Source organism: Streptomyces hoynatensis, assembly GCF_003626535.1.
GTDB classification, from domain to species: domain Bacteria; phylum Actinomycetota; class Actinomycetes; order Streptomycetales; family Streptomycetaceae; genus Streptomyces; species Streptomyces hoynatensis.
In genome coordinates this window covers 16,472-34,567 of sequence record NZ_RBAL01000016.1, presented here as the reverse complement: position 1 = coordinate 34,567, position 18,096 = coordinate 16,472, and the positions used below count along the sequence as shown (strand labels likewise).

Sequence of the window (18,096 nt, the reverse complement as noted above, 5' to 3'; positions counted from 1 at the left end):
GCCGTTGTCGGGAGCGTCCCGCCCGGCACCGGCTGCGACGGCTCGGGAGGTTCGGTGATGGCGGTGGACGTGTCCCCGGCGCTGGTGCACATCTGCGATCCCGGCGGGCGGCCGCGTGGCCGGGGCTTCCGCGCGGACCCGGCGGGGACGGTGCTCACCAGCCACGAGGCCGTGGCGGGCCTCGACCACCTGCTGCTGCGCGGCCCGACCGGGCGAAGCCACGTCCTGACGGCCGCCTCCGTGGTCCCGCTGCCGCGCTGGAACCTGGCCCTCGTCCACGCCCCCGCCCTGCCCCTCACCCCGCTGCTCGTCGGCGCGGAACGCCCCGCGGGCACCCGCGTCCTCGCCCACCTGGGCGGCCGGCGGGACGGCGTTCTCCTGCCCGGCGGCGGGGCCGGTCGGCCCGACGCGGCGGGCCACGGCCCCCCGGCCCCCGCCGCCGTCGGCATCGCCCTGACACCCCGGGCGGCGGGCTGCCCGCTGCCGGGGCCCGAGCACACCGGCCAACCCGTGCTCGACGCCGCGACGGGCGCCGTCCTCGCCGTTCTCGGCGCCCCGCACTCCTCCCCGCACGTGCTCGGCGGCACCCTGCTGCGGGCCGCAGCCGCGGCGGAGCCCGACGGCCACCTGGCCCGGCTGCTGCGGCGCAACGGGGCGACCGTCCCCGGCTTCGGACCCGACCTCAACCTGGCCGGCGTGCTGCGCCTGGCCGCCGCCTCGCTCGGCCCCGCGCGCCTGATCCACGCGGCGGCGGCCCCGCAGGGGGCCGGGGCCGCGAGGCTGCCCGTGCCGAGGGCCGAACTCGCGGCGCAGCTACAGCAGTTCGAGGCCGGTCCCGGGCGGGTGCTGGCCCTGGTCGGGAGGCCGGGCAGCGGCCGTTCCACCGAGCTCGCCGCCCACGCCGCCCGCCGCGTGGACCGGCCGGAACCGGCGCCCACCCTCTGGCTGCGCGGCGCGGACCTGTGGGCCTCCGACGGCGGGCTGCGCGAGGCGGTGGCCCGGGCCCTGGGGGGCGCCGATCCCGACGCGGCGGCCCTGGCGGCGCGGGACGCGGGCCGGCCGCTGCTCGTGCTCCTCGACGGGCCGGAGGAGATGCCCGGAGCGCTTGCCTCGGCCCTGCCCCGGTGGACGGCGGCCACCGCCCGGTGGCTGGACGAGGTGGACGGCCGGCTGCTGCTCGCCTGCCGCCCCGAGTTCTGGGAGCGGGCCGGCGCCCTCTTCCCCGCCGCCGCGCGGCACGGCGCGTTCGGCTGCCTGCCCGTCGGCGACCTCACGCCGGCCCAGGCGGAACGGGCGCGCCTCGCCCTGGGCCTCGGCCCGGCGCGGGCGCCGGAGGAGACGCGGCACCCGCTCGCGCTGCGCATGCGCGCCGAGCTGGAGGCGGCGGGCCTGCCCTCGGGTTCCGGTGGCCCCTCGACCGACCCGCACCGGCTGTTCACCGCCTACCTCGCCCTCGCGGCCGGGCGGGTCGCCGCGGCCCTGTCCGGCGGCGCGGTCACGGAGGCCACGGCCGCCCGCGCCGCCGCCAGGCTCCGGGAGGCGGCGCGGCGTTCCGTGGCCACCGGGGCGCTCGGCCGGCGGGCCTTCGCCTGCCTCTTCCCCTGGTCCGAGGGCTGGGCCGGGGCCGTCCTCGACCAGCGCCTGCTGGTCCCCGCCGGGGCCGGGTACCGGTTCGCCGACGAGGAGTTCGGCGACTGGCTGCACGGCGCCCACCTCGATCTGGACGCGACCCTCCCGGCCGCGGCCCGCGGGGGCGTGCCGCGTCACCGGGTGGGCGTGGTCGCCCAGGCGATGCTGCACCTGTGGCACGACCGGGGTCCCGAGGCGCTGCGGCGCCGGGTCCGCCCGCTGGCCGAGGCGCTCGCGGCGCCGGGCGACGACGGCTGGTGGGCCAGGCACCTGCTGCACGAGGTGCTGCTCGGCCTGCCCGACGCCTCTGGCCTGCTGCCGGAGCTGCGCTGGCTGGCCGACCGGGTCGGCGAGGGCGGCCCTGGCAGGGCCCAGCCGTTCGGGCCCGGGTTCTGGCGGCGGCTGCGACTCGGCGTTCCCGATCTGCTCGACCTGGTCCGCCGGGTGCTGCCCGCGGACCGGCGCGTCCCCGAGGGCGGCGAGCGGCACCTGGCCACCGCCGCCGCGCTGCTGACCGCGGCGCCGGCAGCGGTGATGCCCCTGCTGTGCGCCTGGTTCGACGACGAACGGCCCCTGCACGGCTCGGAGACGGACCCGCCGCCCCCGGGGCTGACCGTTGCCGCCGCCGCCCAGGCGCTGCTGTACGCCCACCGCCACCTGGCCCCGGGCGAGCTGGTGGCGACCCTGGCCGGCCGCGGCCACCCCAGGGCGGAGGAGCTGCTCGCCGAACTCGCCGAGGAGGAACCGGCCGCGCCGCGCCGCGCCGCCCTCCCGCCCGCCCCGCGGCCGGGCGGCGAACGGCCCGCCGCCGGGCGGGCGTTGGCGTCGGCGCGCGGGACGCCCGCCGCGGGGCAGGCGACCCTCGTGCTGCGCGGGCGCCGCCCGGGGCCGGACGCGCCCCCGGCCGAGGCGGCCGTCCCGGGCCCGCCCGAGTCCCGGTACCTTGGAGCGGCAAGCCCACACGGGCAGCGGGACGGCTGGACAGCGGCAAGGAGCGAGAACGGTGCAGCGCTGGCGTGACATGGCGGACATCCCCGGGGACTTTGGGCGCAGCGTCGTCACCATCGGTTCGTACGACGGTGTCCACCGGGGGCACCAGCTGATCATCGGGCGCACGGTGACGCGGGCGCGGGAGCTGGGAGTCCCGGCGGTGGTGGTCACCTTCGACCCGCACCCCAAGGAGGTCACCAGGCCGGGCAGCCACCCGCCGCTGCTCGCCCCGCACCCCAGGCGCGCGGAACTGCTCGCGGGGCTGGGCGTGGACGCGGTGCTCGTGCTGCCCTTCACCAGGGAGTTCTCGAAGCTGCCCGCCCCCGAGTTCGTCGTCAAGGTGCTGGTCGAGAAGCTCCACGCGCGGGTGGTGGTCGAGGGACCCAACTTCCGCTTCGGGCACCGGGCCGCCGGGACCGTCGAAACGCTGGCCGAACTCGGCGAGACCTACGGCTTCGACGTGGAGGTCGTCGACCTGTTCGAGCGCGGGGTCGCCGGGCACGACGAGCCCCTGTCCTCCTCGCTCGCGCGGCGGCTGATCGCCGAGGGCGACGTGGCCGGGGCCGCGCAGGTGCTCGGGCGGCCGCACCGGGTCGAGGGCACGGTCGTCACGGGGGCGCGGCGCGGCCGGGAACTCGGCATCCCCACGGCGAACCTCGACCCCGTGCCGCACTCCGCGATCCCCGCGGACGGCGTGTACGCGGGCTGGCTGACCGCGGCGGGGCAGCGGATGCCGGCCGCGATCTCGGTGGGCACCAACCCGCACTTCCAGGGCACCGCGCGGACCGTCGAGGCCCACGCGCTCGACCGCACCGACCTCGACCTGTACGGCCAGTCGGTGGCCGTCGACTTCCACTCCTTCGTGCGCGGCCAGGAGAGCTTCCCCACCCTGGAGGCGCTGCTTGAGCGGATCGCCGACGACATCCGCCGGGTGCGCGAGCTGACGAACGGCGGCTGACCGCGCCGCGGCCGGCCGCCGTCGCTTCGTCTCAGCCCTGCTGCGGCGGCTGCTGGGGCCAGGGGCCAGGCTGCTGCGGGTAGTTCTGCGCGAAGCCCGGCTGCTGCGGCCGGCCCGGCTGCGGGACGGCGCCCGGCTGCGGGACCTGCTGGGGCTGGGGCGGCTGCGGGCCCTGCTGGGGCTGGCCCGGCTGCTGCGGGTAGCCGTAGGCCGGGGCGGGCGGCTGCTGGGGGTAGCCGTAGCCCTGCTGCGGATACCCGTAGCTCGGCGGCTGCGGCTGCTGCGCCTGCTGGGGCTGGGGCGGCTGCGGGTAACCGTAGGTCTGCCGGCCCTGACCGGGGAGCGGCGGCATGGCGTGCGGCGGCATGCCCCCGTCCTGCGTCCACAGGCCCTGCTCCTGCTGCGCCCGGACGAAGTCCTCGGCGATCAGCGCGGCCAGGTCGAAGTACGCCTGGCGGGTCTTGGGCCGCATCAGGTTGAGGTCCACCTCGGCGCCCGCGGCCAGGTGCTCGTCGAAGGGCGCGACGACGACGCCGCGGCAGCGCGTCTTGAAGTGCGCCACGATGTCCTCGACCTTGACCAGCTTGCCGGTCTCGCGCACCCCGGAGATCACGGTGATGCTGCGCTGCACCAGATCCCCGTAGCCGTGCGCGGCCAGCCAGTCGAGGGTCGTGCTCGCGCTGCTCGCGCCGTCGACCGAGGGCGTGGAGACGATGATCAGCTGGTGCGCGAGGTCGAGCACCCCGCGCATCGCGCTGTACAGCAGGCCGGTGCCCGAGTCCGTGAGGATGATCGGGTACTGCTTGCCGAGCACGTCGATGACGCGCCGGTAGTCCTCGTCGTTGAACGTCGTGGAGATCGCCGGGTCCACGTCGTTGGCCAGGATCTCGAGACCGGACGGCGCCTGCGAGGTGAAGCGGCGGATGTCCATGTAGCTGTGCAGGTACGGGATCGCGCCGACCAGGTCGCGGATGGTGGCGCCCGTCTCGCGCCGCACGCGGCGCCCCAGGGTGCCGGCGTCCGGGTTGGCGTCGATCGCGATCACCTTGTCCTGGCGCTCGCTGGCGAGCGTGGCGCCCAGGGCCGTGGTGGTCGTCGTCTTGCCGACGCCGCCCTTCAGGCTGATGACCGCGATGCGGTAGCAGGACAGCATGGGCGTCCTGATGACGGCGAGCTTGCGCTGCCGCTCCTCCTCGGCCGCCTTGCCCCCGATGCGGAACCGGGAGCCCGGCTTGCTGGCCGGCTGCGAGCGCTGCTTGTTGCGCCGCCGGTCCTGCAACAGCCGGTCGGAGGACAGCTCGACGGAGGCCGTGTAGCCCAACGCGCCGGGCTGCACCTGGGGCTGGCCGTACTGCGCCGCCGGGAGGCCGGCCTGCGGGTCGGGCGGCTGCGCCCCGGCCGCGGCGGGTGCGCCTGCTGCGCCGGCCGCGGGGGCGGGGGGCAACGCGGGCTGGCCCTGGGCCGGTTGCTGCCACTGGGGCACGGCGGGCTGAGGGGTGGGTCCCGCCGGGGCGGGGGGCCCGGGCACGGGGTGTCCCGGCGCAGGGGCCGCGGGCAGCGCGGGCTGGCCCGCCGACGGCTGGGGCTGCGGCCAGGGCGCCGGGGCGGGCTGCGGGACCTGCGGGGGCTGGGCCTGTTCCGGCGCGGGCGCGGGCGCCGGCTGCGGCGCCGCGGGCGCGGCGGGCTGCGGCCACCGGGGCAACGCGGGCGGCTCGGCGGCGGGTTGCGGCTGCGGCGGCGCCTGGGCACTGATCCGCGGGTCCTGGGGCGCGTCCGGCCGCGGCAGCGACGGGGCCTGCGGCTGCCCGGCCGCAGGCAGCGCGGGGTGTCCCGGCTGCTGCGGCTGCGGCCACTGGGGCAGGGCGGGCCCGCCCTCCTGTGGGTTCGCCGGGGCCGGGGGAGCCTGGGCGGGCTCGGGCCACTTCGGGAAGGCGGGCGGCGCGGCGGCCTCGGCCTGCCGCGCGGGTTCGGGCGCGGCGGGCTGCGGCCACTGCGGAAGGCCAGAGGACTGCGGGGCGTTCGGGGACCTGGGGTCGGGGGAGCGCCCGGGCGCGGCCGGGCCCGGCTTGGGCAGCGGGGGCAGGCCGAGCGGCGGGGCGGGGGACGCCTCGGCCGCGGCGGCCTCTCCTGCCTCCGGCGCCGCGGCGGTCCCGGCCGGGTCGGGCTCAGGCTCGGCCGGGGGACCGGCGTGCCCGATGGCTCCTTCCTCCTCGGCCTCTGCCTCGTCCGCGGAGGCGGCGGGCCAGGCGGCTTCCCCGGGACCGGCGGCTCCCTCGGCGGCCGCCGCCTCCGCGGCGCCCTCCGCGGTCCCGTCGTTCCCGCCGTGCGCTTCGTGCGCGTCGGTTCCGCCGTTCCCGGCTTTCCCGGGCTCCCCGGTGCTCCCGGTGCTCCCGGTGCCCTCCGGGGCCGCGAGGGGCGCGGGGTTCGGGGCGTTCCCCGGCTCCTCGGCGCCCTCCGCGCCGGCCGGCTCGGTGAGGTCGGCGATTCCCTCGTCGATCTCCTCGTCCATTTCGTCCAGTTCGTCCAGCTCGTCCTCGAGATCCTCCTCCAGCTCGGCCTCGGCGGCCGACCTGGTGAACTCGACCTGAACGGCGGGTTCTTCGGGCCGCGCCTGGCGCAAGGGTGTGAAGACCACCGTGTGCTCGGCGGCGGGCTCCGCGCCCTCCGTCCGCTTCCCGGCGGCCTCTGCCTGGCCGGCGGGCTGCGCGGCGCCGGTGGCGTGCGCCGGTGGCGCGCCGTGCGCGTCGCCCGGCGCGGATGCCTCGGCGCGCGCCGGCTCCGCGGCCGGGGCCGTTCCGCCGGGCGGCAGGGGTGGCGGCGTGCCGGGCTGCGGCGGGGTGAGCCGGAAGTCCGGCGGCAGGGGCGGCAGTCCGCCGGGGACCCCCGGCGGTGCGGCGGGCGGCGCGGTGCTCTGCTGCTCGGCGGACGACATGTCCTCCCCCTCGTCCCCCTCGGCGGGGTCTGGATTCGGCTCGCCGAGCGTCTTTCGCACGGCCGCCACGGAGATCTGCATGGTGGCCCCGGCGTTCGTGCCCTCGGCGGGGGCCGCGGCGGCCCCGGGGGCCTCGCCCGCCGCGGGAGCCGGCGCGGCGGCCGGGGGAGCGGGCGGCGGCGGGAAACCGGGCGGCGCCTGGGGCGCCTGGGGTGCCTGCGGCACGTGCGGCGCCTGGGGTGCCTGCGGCAGGTGGGGCGCCTGGGACAGCTGAGGCGCCGGGGACGCCGGGGGTACGGCGGGCGGCGCGGGCGCCGCGGCCCCCGCGCCACCGGCGCCCCCCGAGTACCAGGCGGGCGGTGTGTAGTCGATGGTGAACTGCCCGGTGTGCTCGGACTCCTCATCGAGGAGCTCGTCGTCGGGGCGCTCGTCGGCGGAGGTGCCCTCCGCGCCAAGCCTGTCCCGATCGCTGTCCACGACGCCTCCCGCTGCTGTCTTTCCTGCCGGCCCGGGTCTTGGTGGGGGGACCGCGGTGCGGATGACGGGCCGGACCCCTGGAGCGGTTCCCCGGCAGGAGTTCGTGGCACCGCCTGTCGCACTCCTGCTGCGCTCTCCCTCACCCTAAACGTCGCGGGCGCGACTGCCCTAGCCCTCCCCGCGCGGGCCTCACGCCGCCCCGGCGGAAAACCATACAAAGGTGCACATAAGGGTAACTTCCGGCGGACGCTCGGCGCTTGGCGAACCCTCCCCGAACTCGGGCGAACCTCGCCGCCACCCCACCGCCCGCACGCCCGCCTCCGCGCCTGCCCGCCCGCCTGCGCCCCGCCTCCGCGCCTCCGCGCCTGCCCGCCCGCCTGCGCCCCGCCTCCGCGCCTGCGCCCCGTGCCCGCCGCCAGGGCGGCGCTCCGGGGGCCCAGGCCCCGCGGCGGAGGACTCAGGCCGGCGGGTCGAGGCGGCTCGGATTCCCCAGCAGGCCCGTCTCGCTGTCCGTGGGCACCAGCCGCACCAGCCGCCGCGAGCCGCGCGTACACCACAGCGTGACGTCCTCGGCGAGCGCGGGCAGGGCCTGGGTCTGCACCTCGGGCAGGCCCATGACCCGCCCGATGGGCAGGGCCTCGTCCGGCGAGACCCGCTGTACCCCCACCAGCGCGGCGCGTTCGAGCAGCCGCGGCGCGGTCGGGCTCAGGTAGGGCAGCAGCGTCAGCACCGGCTGCCAGGGGGCGGAGGCCACCCGGCCGCGCGGCGGCCGTATCCCGCAGTCCCGCACCACCAGCACCGGACTGCCCAGCGTGGCGCCCAGCGGCGGCACTTGGCCCACCTCGTGCAGGGTCATGCACTCCAGGCCGCCGTTGGCCGCCTGCGCCAGCCTCGCCCACACCTGCGCGCGCCCCGTCTCCACCGCCACCCGCGCGCCGGTGGCCACCGCGCGCAGCGCCAGCACCTGGGCCGTCCACACCCCGCCCACCAGCACCATGTCGTAGGGCACGGGGTGGTGGATGCCCAGCACGGCCGGCCTGCCCTTGCTGTCCTGGCCGATGATGATCCCGTCGTCGCCCACCGGCAGGGAGAGGGCGGCCAGCTCCGCGGCCGGCAGCACGTGCCCCCAGCGGCCCATCAGCCCTCACCGCCCAGCGGCAGCGTCGCCTGCAGGCCCGGGAGCTGACGCCGGTCCATGCGCGCCAGCACCACCCGCGCCGCGCGCGCGGCCCGCAGCAGCCTGCGGCCGGCCGCGCGCAGCTCCTCCTGCCCCCGGCCCGTGACCCGCACGTGCGCGCTCAGCGCGACCGTGCCGCGGCCGCGTCCCGACAGGGTCAGCGAGAACGTCGTCGCGAAGGCGGGCAGCGAGGTCAGCAGCGCCACCAGCGCAGGAAGCGGCGTCGCCCCTGACCCGAGCCCGGGCCAGCGCGCCACCCGGTAGGTGGTGTGCCAGCGGTCGTCACAGCGCCACACCCTGGCCTCCTCCCGCGTCCTCCGCGGCCGGGAGCCGTCGCCCTGCCCGATCAGCGTCGTGGCCAGCGGGTTGGAACTCGCGCAGGCCGCGACCGCGGACAGCAGCTCCGCCTCGGTGAGGACCCGCGCCGCAAAGCCCGCCCCGGCCAGCCGGCTCGCCAGCTGGCCGGCGGCCCTGGCCAGCGCGCGCTGCGCCCCGAGCAGCCCCCCGCCGCGCTCCGCCACCGCCGCGGGGCACAGCTCGGGGTCGAGCCGCAGCGCCACCCAGGTGAGCCGCAGCGCCGGCGTGCCCCCCTCGCCCCGCGGCTGGAGCAGCGAGTAACTCGCCCCCGCCACCGAGCGTTCCGGCAGGATCGGCGCGGGCGCGGGCTGGGTGTGCTGCACCGACTGCACGGACTCCAGGCGTATGCCGTCCGTCTCCAGCGCCTGGTACAGCAGCGCCAGGGGCAGCGGACGCTCGGCGTGCCCCGGCTGCAACGGGGCCCGCCGCGCCTCCACGCGCAGCACCGCCGTCAGCCCGCCGCCGTGCGCCGCCATCCCCATCTCGCCCCCGCCCGGCCCGGCGTACGCGTAACTCCGCAGCCCCGGGCGGCACTCCGCGGCCAGCGCGAACAGCGGATCGGAGCCGGGCGGCGCGCCGACGGCCTCCCGCCTGCGCCGCCGCAGCGCCAGCACCGCGCCCAGCCACGAGGAGAGCGGCTCGCCGTGCCGCCAGGCGGCCACCGCGAGCAGCAGCAGCGCCGCCGGGGCCGCCGCGAGCCCCGTCAGCGCCCAGCGCGCCGCGCCCTCTGCGGCCAGCCCGCACCACACCAGCCCCCCGCCGGCCTCCAGGCACAGCAGCGGCCACAGCACGCGCAGACCGCCCGCCCCCGTCGCCGCGCGCGGCACCACCCCGCCGCCGCCCGCGGCCACCGCGGCGGCCGGTGCCGCCGTCGTCGTCGCCATCCTTCCGGCCCCCCTCCTCACCGTGACCGCATCGTCACCCGGCATAGTAGAGGCCCGGTCTGACAGACCGTTCACGAGGCACCGGGGGAGGGACCGACCATGGCCTCGCGCAAGGACGAGCTGAACGCCTACACCTTCGCCAAGCGCCGCACCGTCGCCGCTTTCCTGCAACCCACCGCGGGAGTCACCGAGGAGGGCGCGCCCCGCCCGCTGCGCGCCGTGCTGCCGGGCATGGTGATCGGGGCGCTGATCCTGGCGGCGTTCGGCGCCTGGGGCCTGTTCCGGCCCGCCGTCCCCGAGGGCTGGGACGAGCCGGGGCGCAACGTCGTCATCGGCAGCGAGTCCACCACCCGCTACGTCGTCCTGGAAGGCGAGGACGGGCACCCCGAGCTGCACCCCGTGCTGAACCTCTCCTCCGCGCGCCTGCTGCTGGAGGACCCGGACGACTTCGGGATCGTCAGCGTCGACGAGGACGAGCTCGACAGCGGCAGCATCCCGCGCGGCCCCACCCTCGGCATCCCCTACGCCCCCGACCGGCTGCCCTCCGCCGAGGAGGCCGCCCGGGCCAAGCGGTGGGCCGTCTGCCGGCAGCCGGACGGCGCCGACGGGGCCACCCGGCAGGCCGTCTTCGTCCTCGCGGACCGGGACGCCGGCCGCGTCGAGGGCGAAGAGCGCCTGGACGGAGGCGAGTTGCTCTACGTCGCGGACGAGGACGAGGAGCCCTGGCTGATCGACGCCGAGGGCACCAGATACCCGATCGCCGCGGGCGCGCACCGCGAGACCCTGCTGCGGCTCCTCACCCGTTCCGAGCCGCAGCGCGTCACCGACGCGTGGCTGGCCACCTTCGCCGAGGGCGACACCATCGACTTCCCCGACCTGCCGGGCCAGGCCGGTGCCGACGCCGGCATCCCGGGTCTCGACCCGGAGGCCGGCCGCGTCGGCACGGTCCTCGTCGCCCGCACCGGCGGCGGGCCCCAGCACTACCTGGTGCTTCCCGGCGAGGTCGTCCCCGTCTCCGACTTCACCGCGCGGCTCCTGCTCAACAGCGAGGACGCGGAGACCCTCGGCCTGCACGGCGAACCCGTCGAACTCGGCGCCCAGGGCTTCACCCCGGCCCCCGAGTCGCACAGCATCGACCGCGAGCGCCACTGGCCACGGGCCGCGCCCCGGCAGGCCAACGCCGGGGAGCGCACCACCATCTGCTCCGTGCTGCTCTCGGTCGACGGCCGGGACGGCAGCACCGAGGTCGCCACCTGGGCCGGCACCGGCTACCCGGCCGCCACCGCCTCGGGCGCGGCCACGGCGTACGTCACCCCCGGCTCGGGCCTCCTCTACCGGCAGGTGCAGGGGGAACAGGCCGAGGCCGGAAGCGTCTTCCTGGTCACCGACACCGGGCTGCGCTACGGCGTGCAGGCCACCGCCCCCGGCGAGGACGCCGGCGAGCAGGCCCAGATCCGCCTGGGCTACGGCGACGTCACGCCCGTGCCCGTCCCGGCCCGCTGGTCGGAGTTCCTGCCCACAGGACCGCGCCTCGACACCGAGAGCGCCAAGCAGCCCCAGGGGGCCTGACGTGCCCGCCGCGCGAACCCGTCTGCCGCGTGCCGCGCCGGCCCTGTGCCTGGCGGCCCTCGCCTCCCTGGCCGGCGCTCCCGCCGCGCCCGCCGCTCCCGCCGCTCCCGCCGAGGGGGCGGCGGCCTGCACCTTCCCCGCCGAGCCCCTCAGGGAACGCCCCTGGTCGCTCCAGCGCGTGCAGCTCGACCGGCTGTGGCAGGTGAGCCGCGGCGCCGGCGTCCTCGTCGCCGTCATCGACTCGGGCGTGGACGTCCGCAACCCCCAGCTCGCCGGGGCCGTCGACGCGGACCTCGGCGTCGACCTGACCGGCGAGGAGGGCGGCGCCACCACGGACCCCCTCGGCCACGGCACCGAGGTCGCGGGCATCATCGCCGCCCGCCCCAGCGAGGACACCGGGTTCGTCGGCCTGGCCCCTGAGGCCACGATCATGCCCATCCGGCAGACCGGCTCCGACGGCGAGGGCACGGTGGAGGGACTGGCCGAGGCCGTCGACGCCGCGGTCCTGGCCGGGGCCGACGTCATCAACGTCTCGCAGGACAGCGACCAGCCGCCCGCCGCTGGCTCCGGCCTCCAGCAGCTCAGGGAGGCCGTGGACCGCGCCCTCGACGCCGGAGTGGTCGTGGTCGCCTCCGCGGGCAACGAGGGCGCGGACGGCCGCCGGCGGGAGACCTACCCGGCCGCCTTCGAGGGCGTGCTGGCCGTCGCGGCCTCCGACCGCAACAACGAACGCGCCCCGTTCTCCCAGCCGGGCGACTTCGTCGGCATCGCGGCGCCCGGCGTCGACATGGTCTCCACCGTCCCCGGCGGCGGCCACTGCGTCGCCGACGGCACCAGCTTCGCCGCCCCCTACGTGGCCGCGGTCGCCGCGCTGCTGCGCGCCGCGCACCAGGACTGGACCGCCGCGCAGATCGTCACCAGGCTCCAGCAGACCGCCGAACGTTCCATCCCAGGCGCCGACGAGAACATCGGCTGGGGCGTCGTGGACCCGGTGCGCGCGCTCACCGAGGAGGGGGAGGCGCCGGGCGCCACGCCCACCCCGGACGCCGGACCGCCCGCCGCCCCGGCCCCCCGGGTGCCGCCCCTCGAACTCGGCGAGAGCTACGCGGACCACTCGGCACGCCTGGGCACGTACGCGCTGCTGGCGGGCGCCGTGCTGACGGCGGGCGTCGGCGGCACCGCGCTGGTCTGGCGCGACTGGCGCCGCCGGCAGGGCCGGGACACCCCGCGCGGGGCCTGAGCGACCCGGGCGGCGGCACAGGGGCCGCCACCGGCGAAAACCGCGCGCGCCTTCCCCTGTCCTGTGGCAGGGTCCGCACCATGGCCGCATCCTGGATCATCGACGAACTCGCCCACGCAGGCCCGGAGCACCTCGACCCCGGCTTCGTCGCCGGCTTCGACCGCAAGCAGGGCTTCCCCGACCCCACCGCGGACATCGAGGCGCTCCGCGCCCACGGCCTCGGACCGGGCGCCACCGTCCTCGACCTCGGCGCCGGCACCGGCCGCTTCGCCCTGGCGGCCGCCGCGTCGTTCGGCCGCGTCGTCGCCGTGGACGTCTCGCCCGCCATGACGAACGTCCTCACGCGGCGCGCCGCAGCGGCCGGTCTGGACAACCTCGAGTGCGTCAGGGCCGGATTCCTCAGCTACGAGCACCAGGGCCCGCCCGCGGACGCCGTGCATTCCCGCCACGCCCTGCACCAGCTGCCCGACTTCTGGAAGACGCTCGCCCTCCGCCGCATCGCCCGCATGCTGCGCCCCGGCGGCATCCTCCGGCTGCGCGACCTCGTCTACGACTTCCGCCCCGAGGAGGCCGAGGAGGTCTTCGCCGGCTGGTTCGCCGGGGCGGCGGACGATCCGGCCTCCGGGTACACGGCCGGGGACTACGCCGAGCACATCCGCACCGAGCACAGCACCTACCGCTGGCTCCTGGAACCCATGCTGGAGGCGACGGGCTTCGAGATCGCCGAGGCCCGGTTCGACGGCCGGCTCTTCGGCGCCTACACCTGCGTCAGGCGCTGAGGCGGCGGTCAGTCGAGGTCGAACTCCCCGTCGCGCGCGCCCAGCACGAACGCCTCCCACTCGGCGGCCGTGAACCGCAGCACCGTCTCCGGGTCCTTGGAGTTGCGCATCCCCACGCCACCGCCGGGCAGATACGCGATCTCCACCTTCTCGTCCTCGGGGCCGCCCGGCGCGCTGAGCCACTCGACCCCGGAGATGTCGAGCGCGTACAACTCGTTCTTCTCGCGCTCCTTGCGCGCGGCCAGCTCCTCGGGGGTCTCCGTCGAGGCCATCAGCGTCCCCCTGCCCCCGTGCCGGATGCGGCGGGGGCGTGCCCGCGCCGGATCAGGGCCCTGTGCATAGCGTCCTCCCACGGCCCGGCGGAGCCTCCCCGCCGAGTCCCGTAGGTGATCGTAACGCAGCACACTGTCACGAAGCCCTGGCTTTACCGCCCGCTTTGCCGCCCCGGCCCCGCGGCGGGCCAGGATCAGAATCCGCCGAGCCACCAGTCGGCGCCGAGCACGAGCACGAAGCCCGCGCCAAGGACCGCCATCCCGAGCCTGGTGCGACCGCGGCGGCTCATCTCGATGACGGCCCCGGAGAGGATGAAGGCCGCCCCGTAGAGGCCGATCGACTGCAGCGAGGAGCCGTCCCCCAGCTGGATGACCAGCACCACCGCCATCACGACCATGGCGGCGGCCGCGATCGCCATGCGCACCCGCCTGGCCTGGCGGGGAGTGAGACCCTGCTGCGTCGAAGTCACCGGAGCAGCATAAGCGTTCGGCGAGGAGCGCGATCCGCTGGCACGGAGTGACGGGCTTGTGTGGCTTCTGTGTGCGCCCGGTCACGCGCCCGCCCGCCCCCGGAAACGCCGCAGGTGACCTAGGACCCTGTCAACTACCGTTCCTATAACGGGTGTTCGCACCTCTGTTGCAACAATACGGCGCGCGCGGTCTAGGATGGGTGGCCCACGGTGACTGAACCAGCACGACCTGTGGAAGGGGAGGGGCAGGATGGGCGACCGTACGCGCCATCCCGCGGATCTGCACGTTGCCGACGGGGCACTGAGTGACTTCACCCATTGGCTGGGCGGCATCGTCGAGCCGCTGGACAACCTGGCGGCGGACATCGCCGAGTTGAACATCGCCACACACCAGTACGGCGGCGCCATGCCCGCCGTCGCGGAAATGGCCAGGCAGTACGAGACCGCGCGATCCCGCCTCGTGGAATTCGTGCGCATCCAGCGTGAGGCGGTCGAGATGCTCGGCATCGCGGCCCAGATCTCCGAACGCGGCTACGAGGCGGTCGACCAGGAACAGCTCGACCGGCTGCGGCAGATCACGAGCACCTGGAACGAACGGTATCCCCGGCCACCGCGGATTCCCGAGGAGGCGTCCGGCGGCGGAGGCGGGGGCCGCGACATGGCTCTGTAAGACGAGAAGGGGGGGAACACATGACGGAATTCGAGCACTACACGCATCAGGAACTGGCCGCGGTCATCGCGCACGGCGACCCGGAGGTCCTCGCCCACCGATCCCTCGCCATGGCGGCGATCATGCCGCACCTGGCGAACCTCGGCAGCCAGATCGCCTCGCGGATGGAGCAGGTCGACTGGCAGGGCGAGGGCGCCGAGGTCTTCCGCGCCTGGGGCGACCACTTCCGCAACGAGTCTCTCGTCCTCGGCGAGTACACCGGGGCCGTTGCCAAGGCGATGAACCTGGCCGCCTCGGCCCTCGCGAGGGCCAGGACCTCCATGCCCACGCCCCCGGCCCTGGGCCCGGTCACCACCGAGGGGGCCACTCTCCTCACCGCGGAGGCCGACCGCCAGGAGGCCATCGGCATCGTCGAACGCCTCTCCGCCGCGTACCGCACCGCGGCGGAGGACCTTGCCCGCGCCCGGGAACCGAAGTTCAAGCCGCTCGCAGTGGATCTTCCCGAGTTCGATGCGCCGGGCCGGACGCCGTTTGCTGCTGGGCCGGTGGAAGGAGAGGCGTTTCAGGCGGCATCCCCGGGAGGGCAGGCGCAAGATGCCGCGCTGAACGACTCGGCAGGCGAGGGCACGGAGATCCCGGCCAATGCGCAGACGCCTCCGTACCCGGAATCGACGGCTGGGAAGGAGGAGCCGCAGCCGTCGCCGGCCGGTGACAGCGGCCCGCTCACGACATCGCTTGACTCGGCGAATCCGGTTTCTCCAACCGAGACTCCGCCGACGCGGTCAGGCGGTGGCCCGGCAGTGCCCCCCCTTGGGGGGAGGGAGGGCCAGCCCCTCCCCCTTCCCGCTGCGCCACCGGTCGGGCGTGGCGCCTGGCTGCCTCCCGACCTTGACCCGGCGCCTGCAGGGCGGATGCCGAGTGGCGGGTTCCCGGGCGGGCGCCCTGCTGATACAAACCGGCCCGTGACGGGTGCCCCCCGTGAGGGCGGAGGGGAAGCGCGGACGCGTGGTACTCCGCCAGGACGCCCGCCGATGGTGCGGCAAGGGGGGTGGGATGGGCAGTCCACGCCCCCGAGGCAACAGAGTCTCGTCGGCGGAGTGCCCCGGCAGACCGGCCAGGCGACCAGGAGGGCGTTCTCCGGTGGCGCGGTGGAGCCGGGTGTCGCGCCCGCGATGCGGGATCCCGCCACCGGGGCCGTAAGGGGACCGGGCGGAGGGCTCGTCGGCCGTCTGGCACGTCGGCGTCAGGTGACGGCCAGGGGAGTGCGTCTATCGCCCGGTCTCGTGATCGGTGACCACATTGCCGGACAGGAGGCGGGTGGGGATCCCCGTGGCGGAACGGATGCGGATGGCCGTCAGAGCCAGCGCCCTGCGAGGGTTACCGGAAAGCCCCGCAGGATCGGACGGCGTCGGCGCCGAACGAATGCGCGCGATCAACGTCAACGAGTGGAAAGGGACGACTGACGCCGATGCCTCGCCTTCCTCTGTTACTCCGACGGACTGCCTTGGTCTTCCCGTTGTTTCTGGTGGCCTCCACGCTGCCGGGCCTGCTGACCGCGCCTGCCGCTTCGGCCGAGGACGTGCACGACCCCTGGTACATGGACACCCTGCGCGTAGAGGAGATGTGGCAGCAGACTCGGGGTGAGGGGGTGACCGTCGCCGTCATCGATACCGGGGTCGACGACTCGCTGCCCGAATTGGCAGGGAAAGTTGTGGGCGGTACGGATCTGACCTTCGGTGCCGAAGGGCCGACCGTGGACGAAGCAGGCCACGGAACGAACATGGCTGCCCTGATTGCCGGGACGGGAGAAGGTGGTGGCGTCCGAGGCCTGGCCCCGGATGTCGATCTCATCTCGATCCGAGTGGGAGAGAGAGACGGACAGGTCGATTTCGATCTTGATGCGCGCATGGCGGAGGCAATTCAATACGCGGCCGAATCCGGCGCACAGGTGATCAATATCTCCTGGGGGAAAGTCGAGGACGGCGTCGATGTCGAGGCGATCAGTGAGGCAATTGCGGAAGCGGCCCGTCAGGGGGCCCTCATTTTCGCGGCTTCAGGGAACGACGGGGACACCGAGAACTCGTCGTTTTTTCCGGCTGACCGGGACGGCGTGGTGGCGGTAGGTGCTGTAGACCGCAACGGGCGAGTTTCGCACTACTCCACCCATGGCCCGCAACTGGCTTTGGCGGCACCGGCAGATGACGTCCCTTCGCATTGTCCGGACGCCCCGGGCGGTCTATGCCTCGACCCCGAGGGCGGCACCAGCAGTGCCAGCGCATTGGCCTCCGCCTCTGCCGCGTTGATCTGGTCGGCGCATCCGGACTGGACCAAGAACCAGGTGCTGCGGGTCATGATGGAGACCGCGGACGGGCCGGAAGGCCACGAGCGGGACGACTACATCGGGTATGGGATGGTCCGCCCCGATCGGGTGATTCTCGATGGGGAGGGGGAACCGGGACGGCCGGACACGAGTCCGCTCTTCCCGAGTTACGAGGCGTCGCTCGACCCGCCGGCCACGCCCGAGCCCACCGCGCCCGAGCCGGGCGCGGACGAGGGCGAGGGCTCCTCGCCCGCGCCGGGGGCCGCGGCGAGCGAGGGGGCCGAGCAGACGGTTGCGAGTTCGTCGGACGGCTCGGACGGCTCCGGGGCGGGGCCGTGGGTGCTGTTCGGACTGGCCGGCGCCGTGCTCATGGGCGGAACCGTGACGGCGGTGCTGCTCAGCCGCAGACGCGCCACCACGCTGTGACGCGAAGTAGCAATCTCAGGAGGGGAATTCGACATGGCTGACCCACAGACCGGTGCCCAGGGCGACCTGGTCGTCGGGAGTGCGGAGATCACCCGGCTGACGTCCTCGATCGACGAGGTGGTGGGGGAGCTCCAGACGAACCGCAACCATCTCTCGGGCGTCGCGGGCGACGTGCTCGCCGGGTGGCAGGGAGAGGCCTCCCGGCAGTTCTCCCAGGGCACCACGGACGCCGGCCTCAACCTCGACCGGCTGATCCGGGCCCTGCAGAACCTCAGGGACCTGGTCCAGATGAGCCGGGACAGCTTCACGGCCGAGGAGCAGGAGCAGGCCGCCCAGATGAGGAGCGTCGCGCTCAACGACAACATCGCGAGCCTCTGACGAGGAAGAGCTTTCGTGCGCACGCTCGCACGGGGAGGGAACTTCATGTCCGACATCAGCGTGAACTACGCGGCGCTGACCGCGGGGGCCGACGGCCTGACGCAGCAGGAGCAGGCGCTGCTGCACAAGATCGAGGACCTGGCGCAGGCGCTGAACCGGGTGGCGGCCGGCTGGACCGGTGAGGCCCAGCGCGCGTTCCACGAGAACATGCGGGCCTTCGCCGAGGAGACGGCCAACCTGGCCGCGGTGCTCGGCCGCACCGGCAACCAGCTCGGCAACGCCCAGGCCGACTACCGGCACGTGGACCACCGGCAGGCCGCCCAGTACCGGGCCTGAGCCCACGCCGGGCCCTCGGCCCGGCGCCGCCTGTCGCGCAAGAGGCAACAGACGCACCTGCGGGGCCGTCCACCGGACGGCCCCGTTCGCGTGCCGTGACCCGCGCCCCGGGCCCCGGCTCACGCGCCGGCTCCCGAGGGGCGGGCCGAGGGGCTTCCGAGTGGCGGCCGAGGGGCTGGGGCGCGCCCTGGCGCCGGTGCGGCCGCTTCCCCACCGACGGCCGATCCCCATC

At 75.9% G+C, this 18,096-nt stretch carries 15 protein-coding genes; 9 read left to right on the top strand and 6 right to left on the bottom strand.

Going from position 1 to position 18,096, the window contains the following annotated elements:
• Positions 1-57: 57 nt before the first annotated feature.
• Together D7294_RS23160 and D7294_RS23155 are read left to right on the top strand one after the other, a co-directional pair.
• A complete protein-coding gene (locus tag D7294_RS23160) occupies positions 58-2,649 on the top strand; it encodes an ATP-binding protein (protein WP_120682895.1) in 2,592 nt (863 codons plus the stop codon).
• A complete protein-coding gene (locus D7294_RS23155; protein ID WP_120682893.1) occupies positions 2,633-3,577 on the top strand; it encodes a bifunctional riboflavin kinase/FAD synthetase in 945 nt (314 codons plus the stop codon). Before D7294_RS23160 ends, D7294_RS23155 begins: the two co-directional genes overlap by 17 nt.
• A gap of 31 nt (positions 3,578-3,608) precedes the next feature.
• Here the strand turns inward: D7294_RS23155 and D7294_RS23150 are convergent, their stop codons facing one another.
• The 3 genes from D7294_RS23150 to eccE all read right to left on the bottom strand — a co-directional run bounded on the left by D7294_RS23150 (position 3,609) and on the right by eccE (position 9,404).
• On the bottom strand, positions 3,609-6,986 hold the full coding sequence (locus D7294_RS23150) for an SCO5717 family growth-regulating ATPase (protein ID WP_120682891.1): 3,378 nt from the start codon (positions 6,984-6,986) through the stop codon (positions 3,609-3,611).
• Positions 6,987-7,443: 457 nt separating this feature from the next.
• Positions 7,444-8,124, bottom strand: coding sequence for a hypothetical protein (locus D7294_RS23145; protein ID WP_120682889.1), 681 nt, complete (start codon positions 8,122-8,124; stop codon positions 7,444-7,446).
• Positions 8,124-9,404 carry a type VII secretion protein EccE gene (eccE, locus tag D7294_RS23140; protein WP_174248416.1) on the bottom strand — a complete coding sequence of 427 codons (1,281 nt, stop codon included), beginning with the start codon at positions 9,402-9,404 and terminating at the stop codon, positions 8,124-8,126. The genes D7294_RS23145 and eccE overlap by 1 nt, the downstream gene beginning before the upstream one ends.
• 99 nt (positions 9,405-9,503) lie before the next feature.
• Between eccE and eccB the strand changes: the two genes are divergently transcribed.
• The 3 genes from eccB (at position 9,504) to D7294_RS23125 (ending at position 12,992) form a co-directional block, all read left to right on the top strand.
• Positions 9,504-10,973 (top strand): type VII secretion protein EccB, encoded by a 1,470-nt coding sequence (gene eccB, locus D7294_RS23135; protein ID WP_120682885.1) that lies wholly within the window; start codon positions 9,504-9,506, stop codon positions 10,971-10,973.
• Between the two features lies 1 nt (position 10,974).
• Complete coding sequence (gene mycP / locus D7294_RS23130) at positions 10,975-12,213, top strand: type VII secretion-associated serine protease mycosin (RefSeq protein WP_120682883.1); 1,239 nt, start codon at positions 10,975-10,977, stop codon at positions 12,211-12,213.
• Between the two features lie 80 nt (positions 12,214-12,293).
• Positions 12,294-12,992 carry a class I SAM-dependent methyltransferase gene (locus D7294_RS23125; RefSeq protein WP_120682881.1) on the top strand — a complete coding sequence of 233 codons (699 nt, stop codon included), beginning with the start codon at positions 12,294-12,296 and terminating at the stop codon, positions 12,990-12,992.
• 8 nt (positions 12,993-13,000) lie between these two features.
• Here the strand turns inward: D7294_RS23125 and D7294_RS23120 are convergent, their stop codons facing one another.
• On the bottom strand, positions 13,001-13,264 hold the full coding sequence (locus D7294_RS23120) for a DUF397 domain-containing protein (protein WP_120682879.1): 264 nt from the start codon (positions 13,262-13,264) through the stop codon (positions 13,001-13,003).
• Positions 13,265-13,458: 194 nt separating this feature from the next.
• Complete coding sequence (locus D7294_RS23115; protein WP_120682877.1) at positions 13,459-13,734, bottom strand: hypothetical protein; 276 nt, start codon at positions 13,732-13,734, stop codon at positions 13,459-13,461.
• A gap of 250 nt (positions 13,735-13,984) precedes the next feature.
• On the opposite strand from D7294_RS23115, the gene D7294_RS23110 reads away from it, so the two are divergent.
• The gene (locus tag D7294_RS23110; RefSeq protein ID WP_120682875.1) at positions 13,985-14,404 is read left to right on the top strand and encodes a hypothetical protein; all 420 of its coding nucleotides are present in this window, start codon (positions 13,985-13,987) and stop codon (positions 14,402-14,404) included.
• Between the two features lie 46 nt (positions 14,405-14,450).
• Here D7294_RS23110 and D7294_RS23105 read toward each other — a convergent pair whose 3' ends face one another.
• Complete coding sequence (locus tag D7294_RS23105; RefSeq protein ID WP_206619554.1) at positions 14,451-14,780, bottom strand: hypothetical protein; 330 nt, start codon at positions 14,778-14,780, stop codon at positions 14,451-14,453.
• Between the two features lie 1,149 nt (positions 14,781-15,929).
• Between D7294_RS23105 and mycP (D7294_RS23100) the strand changes: the two genes are divergently transcribed.
• The 3 genes from mycP (D7294_RS23100) to D7294_RS23090 are packed head-to-tail and all read left to right on the top strand — an operon-like array spanning position 15,930 to position 17,864.
• Positions 15,930-17,150, top strand: coding sequence for a type VII secretion-associated serine protease mycosin (gene mycP / locus D7294_RS23100; protein WP_158674685.1), 1,221 nt, complete (start codon positions 15,930-15,932; stop codon positions 17,148-17,150).
• A gap of 33 nt (positions 17,151-17,183) precedes the next feature.
• Positions 17,184-17,528, top strand: coding sequence for a WXG100 family type VII secretion target (locus D7294_RS23095; RefSeq protein WP_120682869.1), 345 nt, complete (start codon positions 17,184-17,186; stop codon positions 17,526-17,528).
• 45 nt (positions 17,529-17,573) lie between these two features.
• Positions 17,574-17,864 carry a WXG100 family type VII secretion target gene (locus tag D7294_RS23090; protein WP_120682867.1) on the top strand — a complete coding sequence of 97 codons (291 nt, stop codon included), beginning with the start codon at positions 17,574-17,576 and terminating at the stop codon, positions 17,862-17,864.
• Positions 17,865-18,096 lie beyond the last annotated feature (232 nt).